The following is an 18,551-nucleotide window of genomic DNA, read 5'->3' as shown; positions in this document are numbered from 1 at the left end:
CGAGAGGTGACCGAGCCGGGGGCGTACGGCGGCCCGACCGCCCTGCGCATCATGCTCGGCGTGTACCTGCGCCGAATGCGCGAGGCCGCGGGCGTGACACGTACCGACGCGGGCTGGGCGATCCGTGGCTCGGAGTCCAAGATCAGCCGCCTGGAGCTCGGCCGCGTCGGCTTCAAGGTCCGCGACGTCGACGACCTGCTGACGCTGTACAAGCTCGACGACCCGGACGAGCGCGAGCGGCTGCTGACGCTGGCCCAGGAGGCGAACAACCCCGGCTGGTGGCAGCGGTACGACGACCTGACGCCGCAGTGGTTCCACTCGTACCTCGGCCTGGAGATGGCGGCCGACCTGATCCGTACGTTCGAGCTGCAGTTCGTGCCCGGGCTGCTGCAGACGCCGGACTACGCGCGGGCGGTCATCCAGATGGCCCGAAAGGACATGCCGCTGCCGAAGGCCGAGGTCGACCGCCTGGTGTCGTTGCGGATGAGCCGTCAGGACGTGCTGACGCGGCAACGACCGGCGCGGCTGTGGGCGGTCATGGACGAGGCGGTGCTGCGCCGCCCGATCGGCAGCCCCGAGATCCTCCGGACGCAGCTGGAGTACCTGCTGGAGGCGTCCCGGCGGCACAACGTGACGCTGCAGATCATCCCGTTCGAGATGGGCGGGTACACCTCGACCGGCGGCGCGTTCACGCTGCTGCGGTACAACGACGCCGACCTGCCCGACATCGTCTACATCGAGCACCTGAGCAGCGCGGTCTACCTGGACAAGCGCGACGAGCTCGACACGTACGTCGTCACGATGGACGCCGTCTCGATCACCGCGGCCCAGCCCCGCGAGACCGAGGGCCTGCTACGCCGCGCCATCGAACGGCTCGACGAGCTCTAGCGGCGTTGCGCCCCTGGGCCGGGGCGGAAGGCGACCTCGCGGGGGGTCGGCTGGTGGCCGCCCTCGCACTGCAGCACCACGCTGACGCGCTCGCCGCAGTCGCCGCGGTGGCGCGGCTCGAGCGGCGGGCCGGCGTCGAGCGGGAGGTACTGGTCGGCCCACTGCACCATCGCGACCAGCACCGGGTAGAGGTCCAGGCCGGCCTGGGTGAGGCGGTACTCCGAGCGTTCGCGCTGGCCGGGCAGGCGGTACGGGTGGCGGCGGATCAGGCCGCGCTCGATCAGGGCGGCGAGCCGCTCGGTCAGCACCTGGCGCGGGACACCCGCCCGGGCCCGGATGTCCTCGAAGCGGCGCACGCCGACGAAGACCTCCCGCAGTACGTGAAAAGTCCACTTGTCGCCGAGGATGTCCATCGTCCGGGAGATCGTGCAGTTCTCCGTGGACCAGTTCATCGCTTCCGGAACCCGTTCGCTCACCGCCGTATCCATGTGATCGATGATAAGTCTGCTTGACAGACTCAGCCAAGCCAGCAACGCTGAATCCGTGAACCAGACTCAGACGGGACCGCCACTCGTCCGCCGCGCCGGCGAACCCGACACGGACGAGCTGGCCAGGATGCTGACCGGGCTGACCGAGCTCAGCCGCTACTTCCGGTTCCAGACCGCGATCGGGTCGCCGCCGCGGTCCGCGCTGCTGCTGCGGATGCTCTGCCCGGCCGGCGCCGCGTTCGTCGCCACCCGCGGCCCGGCGATCGTCGGGCACGCCATGTGGGCCTGGGCTCCAGGTGAGGCGACCGCGGAGCTCGCGGCGGTGATCGCCGAGGACGATCAGCGCCGCGGGCTCGGGATCCGGATGCTGTCGATCGCCGCCGCGGACGCGATCGCCGCCGGGGCGACGCACTTCCTGTTCGTGGTCAGCGCCGCCAACGAGCGCTCGCTGCGGATGGTACGGCGGCGCTGGCCGGACGCGACGGTCGACCGCGACGGGGCGCTGCTGAGCTTCGTCGCACCGGCGCGGCTACCGGACCAGCCGGAAGAACGCGCGGATGTCGTCCACGAGCAGACCGGGTGCCTCGAGTGCGGCGAAGTGCCCGCCGCTGGTGAACTCCGACCAATGGACGATTCGGTGCCGGCGGTCTAGCACCCGGCGGATCGCGGGATCGGTCCACTCCCAGAATTTCTCCAGGATCCACGCCAGCTGCCCGACCGGCGAGTCGCTCAGCCCGAAGGAAACCGTTTGCGGACGCGTTCCCTGCAGGTCGGCGTACCTCGCCCACGGCTCGGCCACGCGCCGCAGGTAGTCGACCGGCACCCCGCGTTCCCACCCGCCGGGTAGTTGCCGAGGCCAACGAACCCGCGCCGGCCGCTCCCGCAGCTCGGCGACCTCCGCGTCGGCGATCGCGATCCGGAACTCAGAGATCATGCGCCCGCTCGTGCAGCGGTTCGTACAACCCGACCTCGCCGCCGCCCGGCAGCCGGAACGCCGTCAGCACACCCCACCGCTGCCGCTCCACGGGTCGGACGAACTCCACTCCCCGCGCCGTCAGATCGCTCATCGTCTGCTCGAGGTCGTCGCACATCAGCAACAACTCGTGCGACGCCGCCTCGGCCGGATGCACCGCGACTTCGGCAGGTGGGAGTTTGAAGATCAGCCAGCCGTGGCCGGCGTCGACGGACGGGTACTCCAGCACGTCCCGGAAGAACGCCCGGTCCGCGTCCGCGTCAGTGCTGTAGATGATCGCGTGCGCTCCGTTGATCATCTACAGCACTGTAGCCGCGTTCTCAGTCCTCGACGACGATGGCCAGCGCCGGGCAGACCGCGGCGGCCTGGTGGATGTCGGCCGCGCGTTCCTCGGGCGGGTTGTCGGTGAGCAGTACGACGATGCCGTCCTCGTCGCGCTGGTCGAACACGTCGGCCGCGGCCGTCACGCACTGGCCGGACGCGACGCACTTGTCCTGGTCGATGATCACCTTCATTGAGAGTCCTTTCACCACGTCACGGGAAGCGAGTAGACGCCGTACACGGCGCCGTCGTGCTTGAACGGGATCTCCTCCAGCCCGACCGCCCGGCGCAACGTCGGGATCCGCCGGTACAGCGTGCTGTAAACGACCTGCAGCTCGAGCCGCGCCAACGGTTGCCCGAGGCACTGATGTACGCCGAACCCGAACGCCACATGCCGGCGCGCGTCCCGGCTCAGGTCCAGCGCGTCCGGATCCGCGAACACCGACGGGTCCCGGTTGCCGATGTCGTTCGGCAGGATGACGCCGTCGCCGGCCTTCAGCACGTGACCGTGCAGCTCGATGTCCTCGAGTACCGCACGCCGCCGGCCGTTGTGTGTGATGTTCAGGTAGCGCAGCAGCTCCTCGACCGCGCCCGCCACCACCTTCGGGTCGTCGGTTTCCCGCAGTACGGCGAGCTGGTCCGGGTGCTCCAGCAGCGCAAGGGTGCCGAGGGCAATCATGTTCGCGGTCGTCTCGTGCCCGGCGAGCAGCAGCAGGACGCCCATCCCGGCGGCGTCCTGGCGGGTCAGCTCGCCCGCCTTCACCCGCTCGGTCAGCCCGGACAGCAGGTCGTCGGCCGGGTTCTCCAGCTTCTCGCCGACCAGGTTGTCCAGGTACGTCGCCAGGTTGCCGTGCGCCGCCGCCCGCTCCTCCGGGGCCGCGGACATCCGGATCAGGTTCTTGCTGTTCTGCTGGAAGAAGTCGTGGTCGGCGTACGGGACGCCGAGCAGCCGGCAGATCACCAGCGACGGCACCGGCAGCGCGAACGCCTCGACCAGGTCCACAGGGTTCGGCCCGGCCAGCAGGTCGTCGATCAGGCCGTCGACGATCTGCTGTACGCCGGCACGCATCGCCTCGATCCGCTTGATCATGAACGGCGCGGTCACCATCCGCCGCAGCCGGGCGTGCTCCGGGTCGTCCATCAGGATGAACCCGATCCCGACCCCGTCCTTGCGCGGCGGCTCACCGGTCGGGCTCGGGTAGCCGGGCTGCCGGACGTCGGAGCTCAGCCGCGGATCGGCGAGCAGCGTGCGCTGGTCGTCGTACCGCGTCACCAGCCACGCGTCCTTGCCGAAGATGTTCACCTTGGTCAGCGGCTCCTCCGCCTGCAGCTCACGGAGTTGCGGCGGCGGATCGAACGGACAACCTGTTGCCCTGGTCATCGGATAGGCCGGCGTTGTCATATGTGTCCTTCCCCAGAGAGGTTTACGTACGTACCAGGTGCTGCCGGTGCGCACGGGTCTGTTTCGGTGCGTTCCAGCCGAGGACACCGACGATCCGGCCGGCGTCGCGGTAGTGCGCGACGAAGCGCTCGCCGATGTTGCCCTCGGCAATCGTCAGGTCCGCGGACGGGCGGCCGTGAACCTGGAGCCGGGTGCTGAACTGGTCTGTCCAGAAGTACGGGATCGGGCGGTATGGCTGCCTCTCGCCGAGGATGTTCGCGGCGACGCACAGGGCCTGCTCGGTGGCGTTGGTCCGGTTCTCCAGCCGGACAAGCCTGTCCTCGGCACGCCAGCGCGCGACATCGCCCGCGGCGTACACCCCGTCCGCGGCGCGGCAGTACTCGTCACACACCACACCGTTCTCAACCGTCAGCCCACTACCTTCCAACCACCCGGTAGCCGGCGCAGCCCCCAACGCAACCACCACCACGTCAGCCGGCAACAAGTCCCCGTTTGCCAGCCGTACGCCGCTCACCCGCCCGCCCACACCTGTCAGCCCATCAACCGCAACACCCAACCGAAGCTCAACACCTGCAGCCGTGTGCAACTCCCCCAGCAATCCCCCCACAACAGCACCAAGCTGAGCCTCCATCAGCGCCGCCTGTGGGCCGGCAAGCGTCACGGAGAGGCCGAGCTTGCAGACGGTCGCAGCAATCTCCGCCCCAAGCACCCCGTCGCCCACAACAACCACCTGCACCTCAGGGGTGAGGGATCTGCGCAGTGCGGCCGCGTCGTCGAGGGTGCGGAGTACGTGGACGCCTTCGAGGTCTGGGCCCGGGAGACGGCGTGGGGTGAGGCCGGTGGCGATCACCACGTGGTCGGCGGTCAGGGATCGGCCTGAGGTGGTGTGGACGGTGTGTCCGTCCAACGCGACCGCAGGATCGCCGAGCACGAACTCCGCGTCGAGGGCTGTCAGCATCGTGTCCGGCCGCAAGCGAGTACGAGTCTCGTCCCAGTCCCCCAACAGAAACTGCTTGGACAACGGCGGCCGGTCGTACGGCCTGTGATACTCGGCCCCGAGCACAGTGATCGGATCCCGGAAACCCTTGCGCCGCAGGGCTTCCGCGGTCGTCAGCCCGGCCGCGGAGGCACCCACCACCAGCACGCTCACGAAGTCACCGGCGCGGTCAGCAGCCCGACGATCCCGTCGATCAACCCGTCGGCCATCTCCTCCCACGTCGCCCGCGCGGTCGGCCGCCCTTCCGCGCGCGCCAGCTCGAACTCGGCCGTCATCTGGACGATCAGGTGCCGCGCCATGTCGCCGCGCTCGATCCGCACCGCCGGCGGCAGATCGGCGAGCCGCGACGCCAGCCCGTCGACGACCCGGGTGAGCGACGGCGAACTCCGCGACTCCAGCAACTGGATCTCCCGCAGCGCCGGGTCGTTCATCAGCTGCGCGCTGAACCGCGCCAGCCAGCTCTGCGTACCGAGACTGCCCATGTGGTCCGTCGCCGACCGCACCAGCACCGTCACCCAGTCCCGTACGTCGGGCTCCGCGCCCAGCTCCGCGAGCAGTTCCCGGCGGCGCGCCTCGACCGGCTCCGCGTGTTTGCGGACGATCGCCCGGACCAGGTCGGTCTTGGTCCCGAAGTGGTACCCGACCGCGGTGTTGTTGCCCTGCCCGGCCGCCTCGCTGATCTGCCGGTTCGACACCTCGTGCACACCGCGCTCGGCGAACATCCGCTCCGCCGTCGCCAGGATCAGCTCCCGGGTCGCGTTCACCCGCGCGCCCCGCACCTCTTTCGCCATCATCACCAGATCACCCTTACCTCCCGCAGCCCGCCGACGAGCAGCCCCTCGACCAGTGGCAGCTCCGCCGCCGGCACTGCGAGTGCCAACGTCGGCAACCGACGCAACAACACTTCCAGTACGACCTGCAACTCGGTCCGCGCCAGCGACTGGCCGATGCAGGAGTGCGGCCCGGCGCCGAACGCCAGGTGCACGTTCGGGGTCCGGGTCAGGTCCATGTCCGCGGCGTCCGCGAAGATCCGCTCGTCCCGGTTCGCCGACGCCATGCTGCACACCGCGGTCGTTCCCGCGGGCAGGACGCCGCCGGACAGCTCGAGCTCCTCGGTGACGTAACGGATCATCCCGAACCCGGCGTTCGCGTCGTACCGCAACGCCTCCTCGACCGCCGTACGGACGAGGGCGGGGTCGGCGAGCAGCTGCTCCCAGCGCGACCGATCGGCGAGCAGCATCGCCATCATCTTGCCGATCATGTTGGTGGTGGTCTCGTGCCCGGCGATCAGCAGGCCCATCCCGGTCGAGACGAGCGCGTCGTCGGTCAGCTTCTCGCCCGCCGCGTCGGTGCCGGTGATCAGGTCGCTCAGCAGATCGGTGCCCGGCTGCGCGCGCTTCGCCTCGATGTGCCCGGTCATGTACGCCGCGAACTCGGCGTGCGCGGCCTCCATATCGGCGGCCGAGTACCGGCTGAGGTTGAGGAACGTGTCGGACCAGTACGAGAACCGCTCCCGGTCGGAGGCCGGGACGCCGAGCAGCTCGCAGATCACCCAGACCGGCAGCGGAAACCCGAGCGCCGCCTTCAGATCGGCCGGCTGACCGGCCGCGACCATGCCGTCGACGAGCTGGTCGGCCATCGCCTCGATCGACGGCCGGAGCGCCGCCATCCGCTTCGCGGTGAACCACTTGGTGATCATCCGCCGCCAGCGCTGGTGCCCGTCCCCGGACTGCGGTACGCCGGGGCGCCGCCGGTCGAAGACGCCGGCGCCTTCCGCGGACACCCGCGCGGACCCCTCCGCCGTCCGGCTGAACCGGGCGTCGGACAGCACCTGGCGGACATCGTCGTACCGGGTGAGCAAGGCGGCCTCGTCGCCGCTCGGCAGCTGCACCTGCGCCACCGGGCACCGTCGCCGGAGCCGCTCCCACTCGGGCGGCGGTTCGATCGCGTCGACGGGTGGGATCGGGTACTGGACGAGCTGCTCACTGTCGGTCACAGGCCATCACCTCCGTGTGGTTGTTCCTCCAGCTTGCCTCGCTCGCTTGTTTAAGTCAACTGCCTGACTTAGGCTATTGGTTGCAGAAACCAACTATCTGTTCTCAGCCCAGGAGGCTGCTGATGTCCGCTGCTCCATCCGTGCGCGCCGGGACCGTCGTGCCGGTGCTCGCCTCGGCCGGTATCACGGTCGCGCTGATGCAGACCCTGGTGATCCCGCTGGTCCCCACGCTGCCGCGGCTGCTGCACGCCTCGGCCGCCGGGACCGCCTGGGCGATCACCGCCACGCTGCTCGCGGCCGCGGTCGCGACCCCGATCATGGGCCGCCTCGGCGACATGTACGGCAAGCGCCGGATGCTGCTGATCAGTGTCGGCATGCTGGTCGCCGGCTCGGTCGTCGCCGCACTGAGCAGCTCGCTCGTGCCGATGATCGCCGGCCGCGCACTCCAGGGCCTCGCCGCCGGCGTGATCCCGCTCGGCATCAGCATCATGCGCGACGAACTGCCGCCCGAGAAGCTCGGTACCGCGACCGCGCAGATGAGCGCCTCCCTCGGCGTCGGCGGCGCGCTCGGCCTGCCCGCGGCCGCGCTGCTCGCCGACAACTTCGACTGGCACACGCTGTTCTGGCTCTCGGCCGCACTCGGCGTGATCGTCTTCGGGCTGGTACTGCGCTTCGTCCCGGAGTCGTCGGTGCGCTCCGGCGGCCACTTCGACCTGCTCGGCGGGATCGGCCTGTCGGTCGGCCTGATTTCGTTGCTGCTGGCAATCTCCCAGGGCGCGAGCTGGGGCTGGACCGGCGGCCGGACGGTCGGCCTGTTCGCGCTCGCGGTCGTCGCACTGCTCACCTGGGGCTGGTGGGAACGCCGTACCAGCGAACCGCTCGTCGACTTGCGGATCACGGCGCGCCCACAGGTACTGCTGACGAACCTCGCGTCGATGGTGTTCGGGTTCGCGATGTTCGCGATGTCGCTGGTGCTGCCGCAGCTGCTGCAGATGCCGAAGGCAACCGGTTTCGGACTGGGCCAGTCGATGCTCGCGTCCGGTCTGGTGATGGGCCCGTCCGGTCTGGTCATGCTGGTCACCGCGCCGTTCTCGGCGAAGATCTCCAGCACCCGCGGCCCGAAGGTCACGCTGATGCTCGGCGCGCTCGTGGTCGCCGCCGGGTACGGCGTGGGCAGCGTGCTGATGAGCTCGGTCTGGGAGCTCGTCCTGGTGTCGCTGCTGATCGGTGCCGGTATCGGCCTGGCGTACGGCGCGATGCCGGCGCTGATCATGTCCGCCGTACCGGTCTCGGAGACCGCGGCCGCGAACAGCTTCAACACGCTGATGCGGTCGATCGGCACCTCGGTGTCCAGCGCGGTGGCCGGCGTGATCCTGGCCAACCTGACGGTCAGCCTGGGCGGCTACACCCTGCCATCGCAGAGTGGCTTCCGGGTCGTCCTGCTGATCGGCGCCGGCGCCGCGCTCACCGCACTGGCCGTCGCGTCGTTCATCCCCGCCCGCCGCGCCGCCGAGCCGGTCCCGGCCGGAGGATTCGCGGAGCGGTCACTCGAGGACCGGGTCGGGCTCACGGACAGCTGACTCGCGGGCGTGGTCGGCGGCGTGGTCGACGTCGCTGTGCGTCAGGCTCAGGTAGGCGACCAGCACGGCGAACAGCAGCAGCCCGACCAGCGTGACCGGGCCGATGCCCCAGCCGAGGCCGCCCTTGTGGATGTCTTTGCCGAACCAGTCGGCGATCGACGCGCCGAGCGGCCGGGTCAGCACGTACGACGCCCAGAAGGCGATCGTGGCGTTCAGGCCGAGCTTCCAGAGGCCGAGCGGTACGACGATCAGCACGGCGAAGAGCACGATCGACCAGGTGAAGCCGAGGCCGAAGTCGATGGCGGTGGCGTCGCCGACCGCGGTACCGAGGCCGAACGTGAGCAGCACGACGCCCCAGTAGAACCGTTCGCGCCGGGCGGTGGTGATCGAGTGCACCGAGATGGTGCCCTCGCTGCGCTGCCACCAGGTCAGCAGGCCGCAGAGCAGGCCGAGGTAGACGATCGAGTCGAACCAGTACGGCGTACCGAGCGCGATGTGCGGTCCGTCGGCGACCATCGTGCCGAAGAGGGCGACGCTGAGCACGGTGGCCCAGTAGCGCACCGGATGGTAGGTGTCGGCCTTCAGTTGCAGATAGATGGCGGTGCTGAAGCTACCGAGCCCGATAACGGCAGCCAGCGGGATGCTGACGGTGCCGAGGTAGTCCGCCGCGGTCTCGCCGATCCCGGTGGTCAGCAGCTTGACCGCCCAGAACATCAGGAACACCGCTGGGACCTTCGGGGCCGGGAAAACTCGTGTTCGCATGGCCCCGAAGGCTAGGCCGAACTAGCTGAGAGCTACCTGATCGCGGCGAGGAAGTCGAGGGTGCGCTGCAGCAGGAGCTTCGCGGCGCCCTCGTCGTAGCCCGGCAGCGAGGAGTCCGCGAACAGGTGCTCCTTGCCGGGGTAGAGGAACAGTTCGACGGTGTCGGCCGCGGCGGTCAGGGCGCGGGCCGCGTCGATGTCGCCGCCTTCCTCGGCGAAGAACGGGTCCTCCTCCATCGCGTGCACCTGCGCCGGTACGCCGTCCGGCCAGCTGCCGAACTCCTCGGCCGGCAGGCACGAGTAGTAGAACAACCCGCCGGCCGCGCCCGCGCGGGTCTGGGTGAGTTGCTGCGCGGGCACCACGCCGAGCGAGAACCCGGCGTACACGACGTTCTCCGGCAGGCTCTGCGCGGCCGCGACACCGCGCTCCGCGATCGCGCCGAAGCCCGTCGCCCGGGCGTAGTCCATGCCCTCGTCGAGGGTGGCATAGGTGTTGCCCTCGTAGAGGTCCGGCGTGTGGACGGTGTGCCCCGCCTGCCGGAGCTCGTCGGCGAACGCCTTCACCCCGTCGGTCAGCCCCTGCGCGTGGTGGTACATCACGACCTCAGCCATCATCAGCTCCAATGATCCAAATATCTCGAACAATCCGCGATGCTAGTCTATTCGAACCATGTCGATCAACAAGCTCTCGGGAATCCCGGACTATGAGCTCGCGGAGACCGTCGAGCTGACCACCGCGGAGCAGGTGCGGGCGATCAGCGACCCGCTGCGGACCACGATCCTGGGGCTGCTGCACGAGCGGGCGGCGACCGTGACCGAGCTGTCCACCGCGGTCGGCCGGCCGAAGAGCACGGTGGCGCACCACGTGAAGGTGCTGACCGACGCGGGCATCCTGCGGGTGGTGCGGACCCGGCGGGTGCGGGCGATCGAGGAGCGGTTCTACGGGCGCGCGGCGCGGATGTTCTTCGTCGGGCTGGGCCGGCAGGGCGCGGAAGGGCGACTGCCGGACGACTTCAACGACTTCGAGGTGGCGGCCCAGGAGTCCAAGCCGGCGTACGACGCGGGCGAGCTGCGCTCGTTCATCCGGCACGCCCGGATCCCCGACGAGCGGGCCGCCGAGTTCTGGCAGCAGGTGGACGCGTTGATCCACACCTTCGACCAGCTGCCCCGCGCGGGTGGTACGACGTACGGCTTCACCGTCGGCCTCTACCCGATCGGCGACTACCCGACGCTGCCGCCGGCCGCGGACGAGGCCTGATCCGCTTCGGACGCGAACCGGTCGAGGACGCCGACCAGCCGGTCGAGGACGTCGCGGACGACGGCGTACTCGTGCTCGCCGACCCCGCCGACCGATTGCTGATCGCGGTCCGCGCCCATGGGCACCTATCTGGTCGGGATCGCGCTCGGCGTCACCGCGCTCGTGACGATCTGACCGCGGTCGGCGTACTGCCGGTGAGCTGCCGGAACACCCGGGCGAAGTGCTGGCTGGAGCTGAAGCCGAGGCTCAGCGCGAGGGCGGTGATCGTGACGTCGCTGGACTCGAGCAACTGGCGGGCGCGGTCGATGCGGCGTTCGTTGAGGTAGCGGTGCGGCGGCTGGCCGAGCTCGGCGGCGAACAGCTCGGCCAGGTACGCCGGTGCGAGCCCGGCCCGGTCCGCCAGCTCCTTCAACGTCCAGCGTTCGTGGAACTCCTGGTCCAGCAGGCGTTTCACCGTCCGCACGGCGGGATGCATAGCGAGCTGCGGTACGGCGGTCGGCGCCATCGACCGCGAGAAGGCGAGCACCAGATGGTCGACGGCGAGCGTCAGACCGGTGTCGGCGTACTCGTAGCGGGTCGTCAGCTCCCGGACCAGCTGCGCGAAGGCGTACGCGAGTTCCCCGGCCTCCCGATGGACGACGGCCGCCGGCATCGCCAGACCAGGATGGCGCCGGCCGACGGCGTCGAGGTCGATCGCGGCGAAGAAGAAGTGGTGGTTGCCGGACCGGCCCGCGAGGTGGTGGGTGACGCCGGGCGGTACGGCGAACACGTGGCCCGGGTGCAGCACGTAGCTCTCGCCGCCCGCGACCCAGTGCGTGGTGCCGTGCTGCTGCAGGTAGATCTCCCAGACGGGATGCTCGTGCGGCTCGATCAGGAACTGCTCGGGCACCCACTGCTCGCCGGCGTGCAACAGGCCGCTGCCCGGCGCGAACCCTTCGGCGTGGAAGCCGGCGCGGAGCCCGTCGGGGCGATAGAGGGACACCTGAAGATTGTGTCCATCCGGCTGAACATCGGCAACGCCCGAAGCGGTCGCCGGTTTCTACCGTGGTCCCATGAACGCTGACGACATTGCCTTCTACCAGGAGCACGGGTACTGGATCTCGCCGGTGATCGTGCCGCCCGACGTACTCGACGCGGCCGAGCGCGGGATGGACCGGTTCTACGCGAACGACCACGATCACGTGCTGCCCGACGTACCGGCGACGCGGGGCTGGCAGCCGGAGCACGGCGACGTACTGCGGAAGAACGACTACTCGTCGCTGCGCGTCGACGAGCTGGCGGCGCTGGTCCGGCATCCGGCGATCGCGGAAACGGCCGCGGCGCTGTCCGGGGCGGACGGGATCCGGCTGTGGCACGACCAGCTGCTGTACAAGCCTCCCAGCGAATCGGCACCGGGCGGGCCGGCGGCGACGGTCGGTTGGCATACGGATCGGCAGTACTGGCAGTCGTGTACGTCGGACAACATGCTGACCGCGTGGGTAGGGTTCCACGACGTCGACGAGGTGAACGGGGCGGTCGCGTTCATGCCCGGCAGCCACCGCTGGCCGGTGACCGGGCTGGACTTCTTCTCGCAGGACGCGGCCGGACTCGAGGCGTCGATCGTCGCGCAGGGCTTCGACCCGGCTCCCGTCGTACCGCGGATGAAGCGTGGGCAGGTCAGCTTCCACCACTGCCGGACAGTGCACGGCAGCTCGGCGAACCTGAGTACGGCGCCGCGCCGGTCGCTGGCCATCCACCTGCAGCCTTCGGACAACCGCTGGCGCCCCGGCTCCGGCCATCCGAACGACGACCTCGTCCGGCGCAACCCCGACCCTGACTACACCGACCCGGCGATCCAGCCACAACTCTGGTAACTGGCTGTTCTTGGCGGCAGCACTCAACCTGATTGTCGCCGGCGACAGTTTCCCGGAGTCCCCGGCGTACCTTCCGAATTTTCTGGCAGACCCGCGTCATGCTTCGCCAGGACGAGCGTCTCAGGGCGTACGAGTTGCCTGCCGGCCAGGTAGGTGACCACGATCGGTAGTCAAACGGGGATCCGCCATGTTGATCGACAAGCTGCGCAGACAACCGCCCACCACCACTACTCCGGAGCCGGAGCCGGAGATCTCGGAGCCGACGCCGGGCCGTGGGCGGCATCGGTTGAACGGGCCGAGCAACGACACCGTTTTCCGGCCGTTGCTGCAGTCGCTGGCGGCCGGGTCGGACCCGGTTCCGCACGCGGCCGCGGCGGGGCGGCGGCTCGCGGAGCGGGAGGTCCCGCTGACGGTGGCGCTCGACGAACTGCGGAAGACGTACCGGACGGTCGGCGAGGACCCGGCGTTCGAGGCGATCCGGATCCTCTGCCAGAGCTGGACCGAGTGCACGCTGACCTACCTGCACGCGTCGTCCTGCGAGGACCACGGCACCGGGCTCGCCACCACGCCGCACCTGCGGACCCGGCTGACCGAGCTGTACCGGATCGCCGAGCGCCAGGGCCGGTACCTCCCCGACACCCACATCCTGGTGATCGCCGAGCCGGTGGCCGCGCAGCCCTGCGACTCCCAGCTCGCGAACCTCGGCGGTGCGATCCGGACCGCGTTCCGCGACCCCGAGGTGGTCGCCCGGCTGGGCGCCGTCCGGGTCGCCGCGATCGTGCCCGGCGACGACCACTTCGGCGAACACCTCGGCACCCTGCGGTCGATGATCGGCTACTGGCCGGAGAACGGCGAACCCAGCACCGCCGGCACTCCCCGGACCAAGGTCTGGTCCGAACGGCTCCCCACCCTGTCCGACTGGTCCGACAGCTTCGTCAACGACCTCGCGATGGGCTGAGCCGGAGATACCCTGCAGGAGTCCACTCACCGTGACGAAGGAGTTACCAATGGCTGACGGGGATGCCTGGAGCGGGGTTGTCGTGAAGAAGTCACGAGCCATGTACGACGGCGCGAACCTCTACCGCAAACTCGAAGTAGAGCTGGACGGCGGAGAGGTCCGCGACGTCAAGGTGAACCGCGACCTGTGGAAGTCCCTCGAGGTCGGCGACCGCGTCACCAAGGCCGCCGGCGCCGACCCCGAACGCGGCTGACCGTCGCGTCCTGCCCGAGAGCGGGTCGGGCAGGACGCTCAGCGGTCTTAGTGCTGCCGGCTCGTCCGGCGCTTCCGGCTGATCAGCAGGAACACGCCACCCGCGGCCAGCAGGACCCCCGCCAGGATGAACACCAGCGGTGAGACCTCCGCACCGGTGGACGCCAGCGGCCCGCCCGGCTTGGGCGGGTTGGCCGGCGGCGTCGTGGACGGCGCCACGGTGGGCGTCGCACTCGGCGTCGTGCTCGGCGTCGCAGACGGGCTGGGCGACGGCGACGGCGTGGGAGTCGGCGTCGGTGTCGGCGTCGTCGGAGGGGTCGGCGGCGGGAGGTAGACCCCCGCGTCGATCGTGTGGTCGACCCCGCCCGGCGTACTCGGCGCGGTCACCTGTGTGGATCCCTTGCAGAGCTGCCCACTCGTCGGCGGTGTGACGTTCGAGTCGTGCGCACGATCCGCGCCCGCGACCGGGAGCGTGAACCGCAGTTCCGTGGCCGCCGGCTGCCGCGGCACGTTACCGGTGTCCGCCGTACACACGTTGAACTCCACGGTGTACTTCGCTCCCGGTGTCAGCTCGTACTCCGCCCCGACGCCGCCGAAGTAGTACTCGCCCGCCGGGTCGGTCTTCGTGCCGGCAACCTGCTTCCCGGACGCGTCCAGCAGGTTCACGGTCGCTCCCGCCAGCGGAACCTCGTCCTCGTGGTACGGATCCTGGATGCCGTTGTGGTCGCCGTCGAACCAGACGATGTTGCCGATCTGGATCGGCGCGTTCGCGGCGGCGTAGGCGACGTCACCGAGACCGCCGGCCTTCCCGAAGCTGTTGGTCGCACCCACGAACTGGTACCCGTGCGCCGGGTTGTCCTGCCCGGGGCCGACCCCGGTCTCCACGTTGTAGAAGCCGGCACCGTTCGAGCTGACGTCCCGCGCCGGGTCCAGTTCGGTGCTGACCACCCACTGCTGCTGCGGGATGTACGCCACCGAACCCTGCGACGTCTCCTGGTGCAGCCCGTTGCCGGAGCGGTTCGGATCGAAGAAGTCGCCGTGGAAGTACTCCTTGACGTCGCCCGGCTCGTGACCGTTCGTCGCGAACGTGCCGTGGTTCGGGCAGTCGCCCGTACCCTCCCAGTCGTACCCACCGCCCGGCTTGGCGCAGGCCATGTTGATGTCGCCGCCGGACATGCCCGCCTGGATCGTGTCGTTCCCCGGCCGCGGGTCCATGCCGTTGCCGATCACATCCATGAACCGGTCGCGGAAGCCGACGATCATCGACCCGTTCCGGGTGAAGGCCAGCGTGGCCAGCTCCGGCTGCGGGTTGACGTACAGGTTCACGCCGATCGCACGGCTGTCCCAGTTCGACAGCCGGGTGTCCCAGGGGTTCCAGTGATCGGCCGTCGGCTGGGTCATGCCCATCAGGACCTGGCCGCGCGTGAAGGTCAGCGGCTGCGTCAGTACGGGCGCGAACGTCGTACCGTCGTAGGTGTAGACGACAGCCTTCAGGTCGGCGCGCTGCTGGGTGCTCTCCGCGGAGCACACGCCACCGACGTACAGCTTGCCGTCGTGGGCGGTCAGCGCGAACGGCCGCCAGTCACTCGCGGACGCGCAGCCCGGATCGGGGATCCGTACGGACTTCGCCGGCAGCGCGGCCTTGGCGCCGGTGGCGTCGAAGCTCAGGAGTCGCCGGCTCCGCAGGTTCACCGCGTACAGGGTCGTGCCGTCCTCGGAGAGCGCGAGACCGCCGAGGCTCTCCTTGCCCGGCGCGTCCGTGAACAGCTGGTCCTTGCGCATGTCCCCCGGGCCGTGCGGCGTCAGTGCCGCGCCGGTCACCTTCGCGAACAGCGTCGGCGTACCGGAACCGTCGAGCGGGGTCGTGTAGATCGCGCCGCCGCCCTCCGGACCGTACTCCGTGAAGCGCTTCGCGAACGCGGCCTGGAAGATCCGCTTGCGGTACTTGTCGTAGGCCAGGCCCCACGTGGTCCCCACCTGCGACTGCGTGTTGACCACCGCCGGGCAGGCCAGCTGGTCAGGGCAGGTACCGCGCGCGTCCTGGCCGAACGACACCAGCGCGCGGGCGTTGGGGTCCGGCGCACTGCCGTCGGCGTTCACGGCCGGGCTCTGCACCGGTACGTAGTACTTGGAGTCCGGCAGCGTGTAGTCCGCCGGGTTCCAGACTGCGGTGATCACCGAGTCCGCCTTGCCGTTCCGGACGTCCACGAACGACGTGAAGCTGTCGAAGTGGTTGTCCTTCGTCGACGCGGGCGCCGCGCGCAGGTACCCGTCGTACGGCGCGGGGATCGACACGTCCACCCGGTACTGCCCGCCGGCCAGCGTGGACGACGGCGGTACGACGACCTTGCCGGTCGCGTCCGTCGTACCCCGGACGTGGTGGCCCGCCGTGTCGGTGACCTCGACGGCCATGCCCTGCTGCGGCGTGTCCATCGCGGCGTTGATCACGCCGGTGCCGAAGAAATCGCGCAGCACCTGGACGGTCAGTGTGCCGTCCTGGTCCTGGATGGCTGCGGCGCTCGCCGGAACCATCGCGCCTGCAGCGCCGCCGGCCAACAAGAGGGCCGACAAGCCTGCACGCAACAGCCGTCTTCTCATAGTTGTTGCTGTCCCCTTTGGTTGGTGCACTCAAATCGACTCAGCCAACCAGAACGGCGCACTCTGTGACCGTCCGTATCGGGTGAATTACTGGGTGAATCTGCCGGCCTGTTAGCGTGCGGCGCCATGCGGAACCTGCGAAGTCTCACCCGGCGCGCCCGATGGGTGATCGCGGCCGGAGTCACGGCCTGCGCCGCGGTGGCCACCGTGCTGCTCGTCGTCAGCTCGAACTCCGACGCCTCCGCGCCGCGGGCACTCACCGCGGACGAGGCGAACCGGCTGGCCATCACCCGGTTCCGCAACTACGCATCCGGCGGGCGCGCGGTCCGGATCACCGTGCCGGACACCGCCGGCGGGCTGACCGTCACCGCGTCCGTCGACTTCCGGGCGAAGCGGGCGTACGGCGTACTGCGCGGCGACGGGCGCAACTCCTCGAGCGACGGGCCGATCCGGTGGACGTCGACGGAGCTGTCCGCCGCGTCGGCGACCGTGGGGTGGACCAATCGTCCGCTGCAGACGGCCGGCAGTGCGCTCGACACCGCGTTGCGGATCGCGCTGGGGCTCGGGGCCGACCGGCCGGACAACGCCCAGCTGCTGCCGCAGAACGGCGCGAGCCGAATCGGTCAGGAGACGGTGAACGGGCACCAGACCGACGTGATGGTCGGGCCGGGCGCGCGCGATCGCCCCGACACCGAAGGGACCGTGCGGTACTGGATCGGCGCCGACGGCACGATGTACCGCGTGCAGGTCGCGGTCGCCTCGGAGCCGCAGCCGGTCGTCATCGACTTCGACACCCAGCCGTACGTCGCCCCGAAGTAGTCCTCCGAGCAGCGCAGGGCGCAGCGCAGGACACGGCGCAGGGCGTGGGGCAGCGCGGGGGGTCAGCTGGCGTTGGCCAGGGCTTGGGCGGCTAGTAACGATGGCGCCGGAGGCGTTAGCTGGGCGAGGTTCGGCAGCGCGGGGACGGCCGGGACGGTTGTGGCGCCGGTGGTTGTGGCGTTCGGGAACTGCGGCTGCGCCGGTGGCGGCGCTACCTCGTTGAACGGGATGCCGGGCGGCGGGGTGGGGCCGGTCCACGTGCCGGACGGCGACACAGCCGACGAGGACGAGCGGCCGGGCGGGGCGACAGCCGACGGGCTGCCGGACCGCGGACATGGGGAGGTGGTCGCCAGCCCGGCCGGCACTGTTCGGGCCGTCGTGGCGGTCAGGCAGTTGCCGTGGCCCTTCGTCGGGGTCGGGAACGTCCAGCCGACGTCGACGGCGTTACCCGCGAACGTGTTGCCGGCGATCGTGTTGCCGTCCGGCGCGATGTCCTGGGTCGCGGTGAGCACCACGCCGGCGTTCACGTTGCCGGTGATCCGGTTGCGCACGATCTGGTTGCCGCTGCCGCCGTCGACCCCGACGCCGATGCCCCAGCCGCCGTCCGCCTGCTCGGGCGTGGCGGCCTGCTGGTTGCCCGCGATCAGGTTGCCCGCGACAACGGCGCCCTGCTGCGGCAGCAGTTTCTCCTGGTGGTCGGAGCCCGTGGTGAGCCCGACCCGGTTGCCGGTGATGCGATTGCGGACGAAGTACATCTCGCCGCTCGCGTTGGTGCCTTCGACGCCGACCGCGTTGTACTCCGCGACGTTGTCCTGCACCACGACGTGGCACGGCTTGCACTGGCCGACGTAGATCCCCGAGTCGGCACCGCCGGACGTGTACGAATCGGTGATCACGCCGTTCCGCGCGGAGAACGCGTAGATGCCGTACAGGCCGTTGCGGGTCGACGTCACGTGTGACACCAGGAACGAGTCGAGGAACCGTACCGGCTCGTCACCGGTGTCGTATCCGCCCTGCCCGGGCTGCGTGTCGGCGGCCTTCACCGAGCCGGTGACGAGGACGCCGTTCTGTGTGTTGCCCCGGACGGTCAGGTTCTCGACCGCGACACCCGGTGCGGTGACCACGACGCCGTTCGGCTGCCGCAGTTCGCCGTCGATGACGACCTTGTCCCGGGACTCCCCGCGGAGCGTGACGTGCGCGGTCGTGATCCGCACCGACTCGTGGTACGTACCCGGCGCGACCAGGACCAGATCCCCTTGCTGCGCGACCGATACCGCGGCCGAGATGGTCGGGGCGTCGGCGGGCACCCGGATCGTCACGTGCGCGCCCGCGGGCCGCCGTACCTGATCTGCTTCCGCTCCACTGCACCCCGCCAGTGCCAGGACCCCCAGGACCAGGACCATTGTC

General features: G+C 70.1%; 21 protein-coding genes and 1 pseudogene. 8 read left to right on the top strand and 14 right to left on the bottom strand.

Annotated features, from left to right (window positions below; translation table 11 throughout):
• Window positions 1-6: 6 nt before the first annotated feature.
• The gene (locus JOF29_RS31470) at window positions 7-888 is read left to right on the top strand and encodes a Sco1979 family transcriptional regulator (RefSeq protein ID WP_307863786.1); all 882 of its coding nucleotides are present in this window, start codon (window positions 7-9) and stop codon (window positions 886-888) included.
• Here JOF29_RS31470 and JOF29_RS31465 read toward each other — a convergent pair.
• On the bottom strand, window positions 885-1,376 hold the full coding sequence (locus tag JOF29_RS31465) for a winged helix-turn-helix transcriptional regulator (protein WP_209698024.1): 492 nt from the start codon (window positions 1,374-1,376) through the stop codon (window positions 885-887). The two genes, JOF29_RS31470 and JOF29_RS31465, sit on opposite strands and share 4 nt — an antisense overlap.
• 7 nt (window positions 1,377-1,383) lie before the next feature.
• Between JOF29_RS31465 and JOF29_RS45650 the strand changes: the two are divergent.
• Window positions 1,384-1,827 (top strand): annotated as a pseudogene (locus tag JOF29_RS45650) (GNAT family N-acetyltransferase); the annotation flags it as partial.
• Window positions 1,828-1,905: 78 nt separating this feature from the next.
• Here the strand turns inward: JOF29_RS45650 and JOF29_RS45645 are convergent.
• Genes JOF29_RS45645 through JOF29_RS45640 form a run of 7 tightly spaced genes read right to left on the bottom strand, consistent with a single transcriptional unit; the run spans window position 1,906 to window position 7,065 of the window.
• Window positions 1,906-2,310, bottom strand: a complete 405-nt coding sequence (locus JOF29_RS45645; RefSeq protein WP_307863785.1) for an epoxide hydrolase N-terminal domain-containing protein — start codon at window positions 2,308-2,310, stop codon at window positions 1,906-1,908.
• A complete protein-coding gene (locus tag JOF29_RS31455) occupies window positions 2,300-2,647 on the bottom strand; it encodes a VOC family protein (protein WP_209698022.1) in 348 nt (115 codons plus the stop codon). The genes JOF29_RS45645 and JOF29_RS31455 overlap by 11 nt, the downstream gene beginning before the upstream one ends.
• A 22-nt stretch (window positions 2,648-2,669) precedes the next feature.
• Window positions 2,670-2,864: a ferredoxin gene (locus JOF29_RS31450; protein ID WP_209698021.1), complete on the bottom strand. Its 195-nt coding sequence runs from the start codon at window positions 2,862-2,864 to the stop codon at window positions 2,670-2,672.
• A gap of 11 nt (window positions 2,865-2,875) precedes the next feature.
• Window positions 2,876-4,072: a cytochrome P450 gene (locus JOF29_RS31445; RefSeq protein WP_209698020.1), complete on the bottom strand. Its 1,197-nt coding sequence runs from the start codon at window positions 4,070-4,072 to the stop codon at window positions 2,876-2,878.
• A 22-nt stretch (window positions 4,073-4,094) separates the two neighbouring features.
• Complete coding sequence (locus JOF29_RS31440; RefSeq protein ID WP_209698019.1) at window positions 4,095-5,222, bottom strand: NAD(P)/FAD-dependent oxidoreductase; 1,128 nt, start codon at window positions 5,220-5,222, stop codon at window positions 4,095-4,097.
• A complete protein-coding gene (locus tag JOF29_RS44840; RefSeq protein WP_209700096.1) occupies window positions 5,219-5,863 on the bottom strand; it encodes a TetR/AcrR family transcriptional regulator in 645 nt (214 codons plus the stop codon). Before JOF29_RS44840 ends, JOF29_RS31440 begins: the two co-directional genes overlap by 4 nt.
• A complete protein-coding gene (locus tag JOF29_RS45640; protein ID WP_209698018.1) occupies window positions 5,863-7,065 on the bottom strand; it encodes a cytochrome P450 in 1,203 nt (400 codons plus the stop codon). Before JOF29_RS45640 ends, JOF29_RS44840 begins: the two co-directional genes overlap by 1 nt.
• 122 nt (window positions 7,066-7,187) lie before the next feature.
• Here JOF29_RS45640 and JOF29_RS31425 point away from each other — a divergent pair, with 122 nt between their 5' ends.
• Entirely contained in the window at window positions 7,188-8,645 is a 1,458-nt protein-coding gene (locus JOF29_RS31425; RefSeq protein ID WP_209698017.1) for an MFS transporter, read from the top strand.
• Here the strand turns inward: JOF29_RS31425 and JOF29_RS31420 are convergent.
• A complete protein-coding gene (locus tag JOF29_RS31420; protein ID WP_209698016.1) occupies window positions 8,610-9,407 on the bottom strand; it encodes a COG4705 family protein in 798 nt (265 codons plus the stop codon). The two genes, JOF29_RS31425 and JOF29_RS31420, sit on opposite strands and share 36 nt — an antisense overlap.
• A gap of 32 nt (window positions 9,408-9,439) precedes the next feature.
• Window positions 9,440-10,018 (bottom strand): dienelactone hydrolase family protein, encoded by a 579-nt coding sequence (locus tag JOF29_RS31415; protein WP_209698015.1) that lies wholly within the window; start codon window positions 10,016-10,018, stop codon window positions 9,440-9,442.
• Between the two features lie 58 nt (window positions 10,019-10,076).
• Between JOF29_RS31415 and JOF29_RS31410 the strand changes: the two genes are divergently transcribed.
• On the top strand, window positions 10,077-10,664 hold the full coding sequence (locus JOF29_RS31410; protein WP_209698014.1) for an ArsR/SmtB family transcription factor: 588 nt from the start codon (window positions 10,077-10,079) through the stop codon (window positions 10,662-10,664).
• Here the strand turns inward: JOF29_RS31410 and JOF29_RS31405 are convergent.
• Both JOF29_RS31405 and JOF29_RS31400 read right to left on the bottom strand, forming a co-directional pair.
• The gene (locus JOF29_RS31405; protein WP_209698013.1) at window positions 10,628-10,783 is read right to left on the bottom strand and encodes a hypothetical protein; all 156 of its coding nucleotides are present in this window, start codon (window positions 10,781-10,783) and stop codon (window positions 10,628-10,630) included. The two genes, JOF29_RS31410 and JOF29_RS31405, sit on opposite strands and share 37 nt — an antisense overlap.
• A 32-nt stretch (window positions 10,784-10,815) precedes the next feature.
• Window positions 10,816-11,646, bottom strand: coding sequence for a helix-turn-helix transcriptional regulator (locus tag JOF29_RS31400; protein ID WP_209698012.1), 831 nt, complete (start codon window positions 11,644-11,646; stop codon window positions 10,816-10,818).
• A 70-nt stretch (window positions 11,647-11,716) separates the two neighbouring features.
• On the opposite strand from JOF29_RS31400, the gene JOF29_RS31395 reads away from it, so the two are divergent.
• The 3 genes from JOF29_RS31395 to JOF29_RS31385 all read left to right on the top strand — a co-directional run bounded on the left by JOF29_RS31395 (window position 11,717) and on the right by JOF29_RS31385 (window position 13,728).
• A complete protein-coding gene (locus JOF29_RS31395) occupies window positions 11,717-12,517 on the top strand; it encodes a phytanoyl-CoA dioxygenase family protein (RefSeq protein WP_209698011.1) in 801 nt (266 codons plus the stop codon).
• A gap of 187 nt (window positions 12,518-12,704) precedes the next feature.
• Entirely contained in the window at window positions 12,705-13,475 is a 771-nt protein-coding gene (locus tag JOF29_RS31390; RefSeq protein ID WP_209698010.1) for a hypothetical protein, read from the top strand.
• A gap of 49 nt (window positions 13,476-13,524) precedes the next feature.
• Window positions 13,525-13,728 carry a DUF7489 domain-containing protein gene (locus JOF29_RS31385; protein ID WP_209698009.1) on the top strand — a complete coding sequence of 68 codons (204 nt, stop codon included), beginning with the start codon at window positions 13,525-13,527 and terminating at the stop codon, window positions 13,726-13,728.
• Window positions 13,729-13,775: 47 nt separating this feature from the next.
• Here the strand turns inward: JOF29_RS31385 and JOF29_RS31380 are convergent, their stop codons facing one another.
• Window positions 13,776-16,298 carry an SdrD B-like domain-containing protein gene (locus JOF29_RS31380; RefSeq protein WP_209698008.1) on the bottom strand — a complete coding sequence of 841 codons (2,523 nt, stop codon included), beginning with the start codon at window positions 16,296-16,298 and terminating at the stop codon, window positions 13,776-13,778.
• A 153-nt stretch (window positions 16,299-16,451) separates the two neighbouring features.
• On the opposite strand from JOF29_RS31380, the gene JOF29_RS31375 reads away from it, so the two are divergent.
• Window positions 16,452-17,144, top strand: a complete 693-nt coding sequence (locus tag JOF29_RS31375; protein ID WP_209698007.1) for a hypothetical protein — start codon at window positions 16,452-16,454, stop codon at window positions 17,142-17,144.
• 62 nt (window positions 17,145-17,206) lie between these two features.
• Here JOF29_RS31375 and JOF29_RS31370 read toward each other — a convergent pair whose 3' ends face one another.
• A complete protein-coding gene (locus JOF29_RS31370; protein ID WP_209698006.1) occupies window positions 17,207-18,547 on the bottom strand; it encodes a right-handed parallel beta-helix repeat-containing protein in 1,341 nt (446 codons plus the stop codon).
• Between the last annotated feature and the right edge of the window lie 4 nt (window positions 18,548-18,551).

The organism is Kribbella aluminosa, from assembly GCF_017876295.1.
GTDB lineage: Bacteria > Actinomycetota > Actinomycetes > Propionibacteriales > Kribbellaceae > Kribbella > Kribbella aluminosa.
This window is presented reverse-complemented; position numbering and strand designations above follow the sequence as displayed.

Coding starts and splice junctions, on each gene's coding strand:
- JOF29_RS31405 (WP_209698013.1), bottom strand. CDS start 10,783: ATGGGCGCGGACCGCGATCAGCAATCGGTCGGCGGGGTCGGCGAGCAC.
- JOF29_RS31385 (WP_209698009.1), top strand. CDS start 13,525: ATGGCTGACGGGGATGCCTGGAGCGGGGTTGTCGTGAAGAAGTCACGA.
- JOF29_RS45645 (WP_307863785.1), bottom strand. CDS start 2,310: ATGATCTCTGAGTTCCGGATCGCGATCGCCGACGCGGAGGTCGCCGAG.
- JOF29_RS31465 (WP_209698024.1), bottom strand. CDS start 1,376: ATGGATACGGCGGTGAGCGAACGGGTTCCGGAAGCGATGAACTGGTCC.
- JOF29_RS31410 (WP_209698014.1), top strand. CDS start 10,077: ATGTCGATCAACAAGCTCTCGGGAATCCCGGACTATGAGCTCGCGGAG.
- JOF29_RS31370 (WP_209698006.1), bottom strand. CDS start 18,547: ATGGTCCTGGTCCTGGGGGTCCTGGCACTGGCGGGGTGCAGTGGAGCG.
- JOF29_RS31455 (WP_209698022.1), bottom strand. CDS start 2,647: ATGATCAACGGAGCGCACGCGATCATCTACAGCACTGACGCGGACGCG.
- JOF29_RS31445 (WP_209698020.1), bottom strand. CDS start 4,072: ATGACAACGCCGGCCTATCCGATGACCAGGGCAACAGGTTGTCCGTTC.
- JOF29_RS31450 (WP_209698021.1), bottom strand. CDS start 2,864: ATGAAGGTGATCATCGACCAGGACAAGTGCGTCGCGTCCGGCCAGTGC.
- JOF29_RS31390 (WP_209698010.1), top strand. CDS start 12,705: ATGTTGATCGACAAGCTGCGCAGACAACCGCCCACCACCACTACTCCG.
- JOF29_RS31425 (WP_209698017.1), top strand. CDS start 7,188: ATGTCCGCTGCTCCATCCGTGCGCGCCGGGACCGTCGTGCCGGTGCTC.
- JOF29_RS31420 (WP_209698016.1), bottom strand. CDS start 9,407: ATGCGAACACGAGTTTTCCCGGCCCCGAAGGTCCCAGCGGTGTTCCTG.
- JOF29_RS44840 (WP_209700096.1), bottom strand. CDS start 5,863: ATGATGGCGAAAGAGGTGCGGGGCGCGCGGGTGAACGCGACCCGGGAG.
- JOF29_RS31415 (WP_209698015.1), bottom strand. CDS start 10,018: ATGGCTGAGGTCGTGATGTACCACCACGCGCAGGGGCTGACCGACGGG.
- JOF29_RS31375 (WP_209698007.1), top strand. CDS start 16,452: ATGCGGAACCTGCGAAGTCTCACCCGGCGCGCCCGATGGGTGATCGCG.
- JOF29_RS31395 (WP_209698011.1), top strand. CDS start 11,717: ATGAACGCTGACGACATTGCCTTCTACCAGGAGCACGGGTACTGGATC.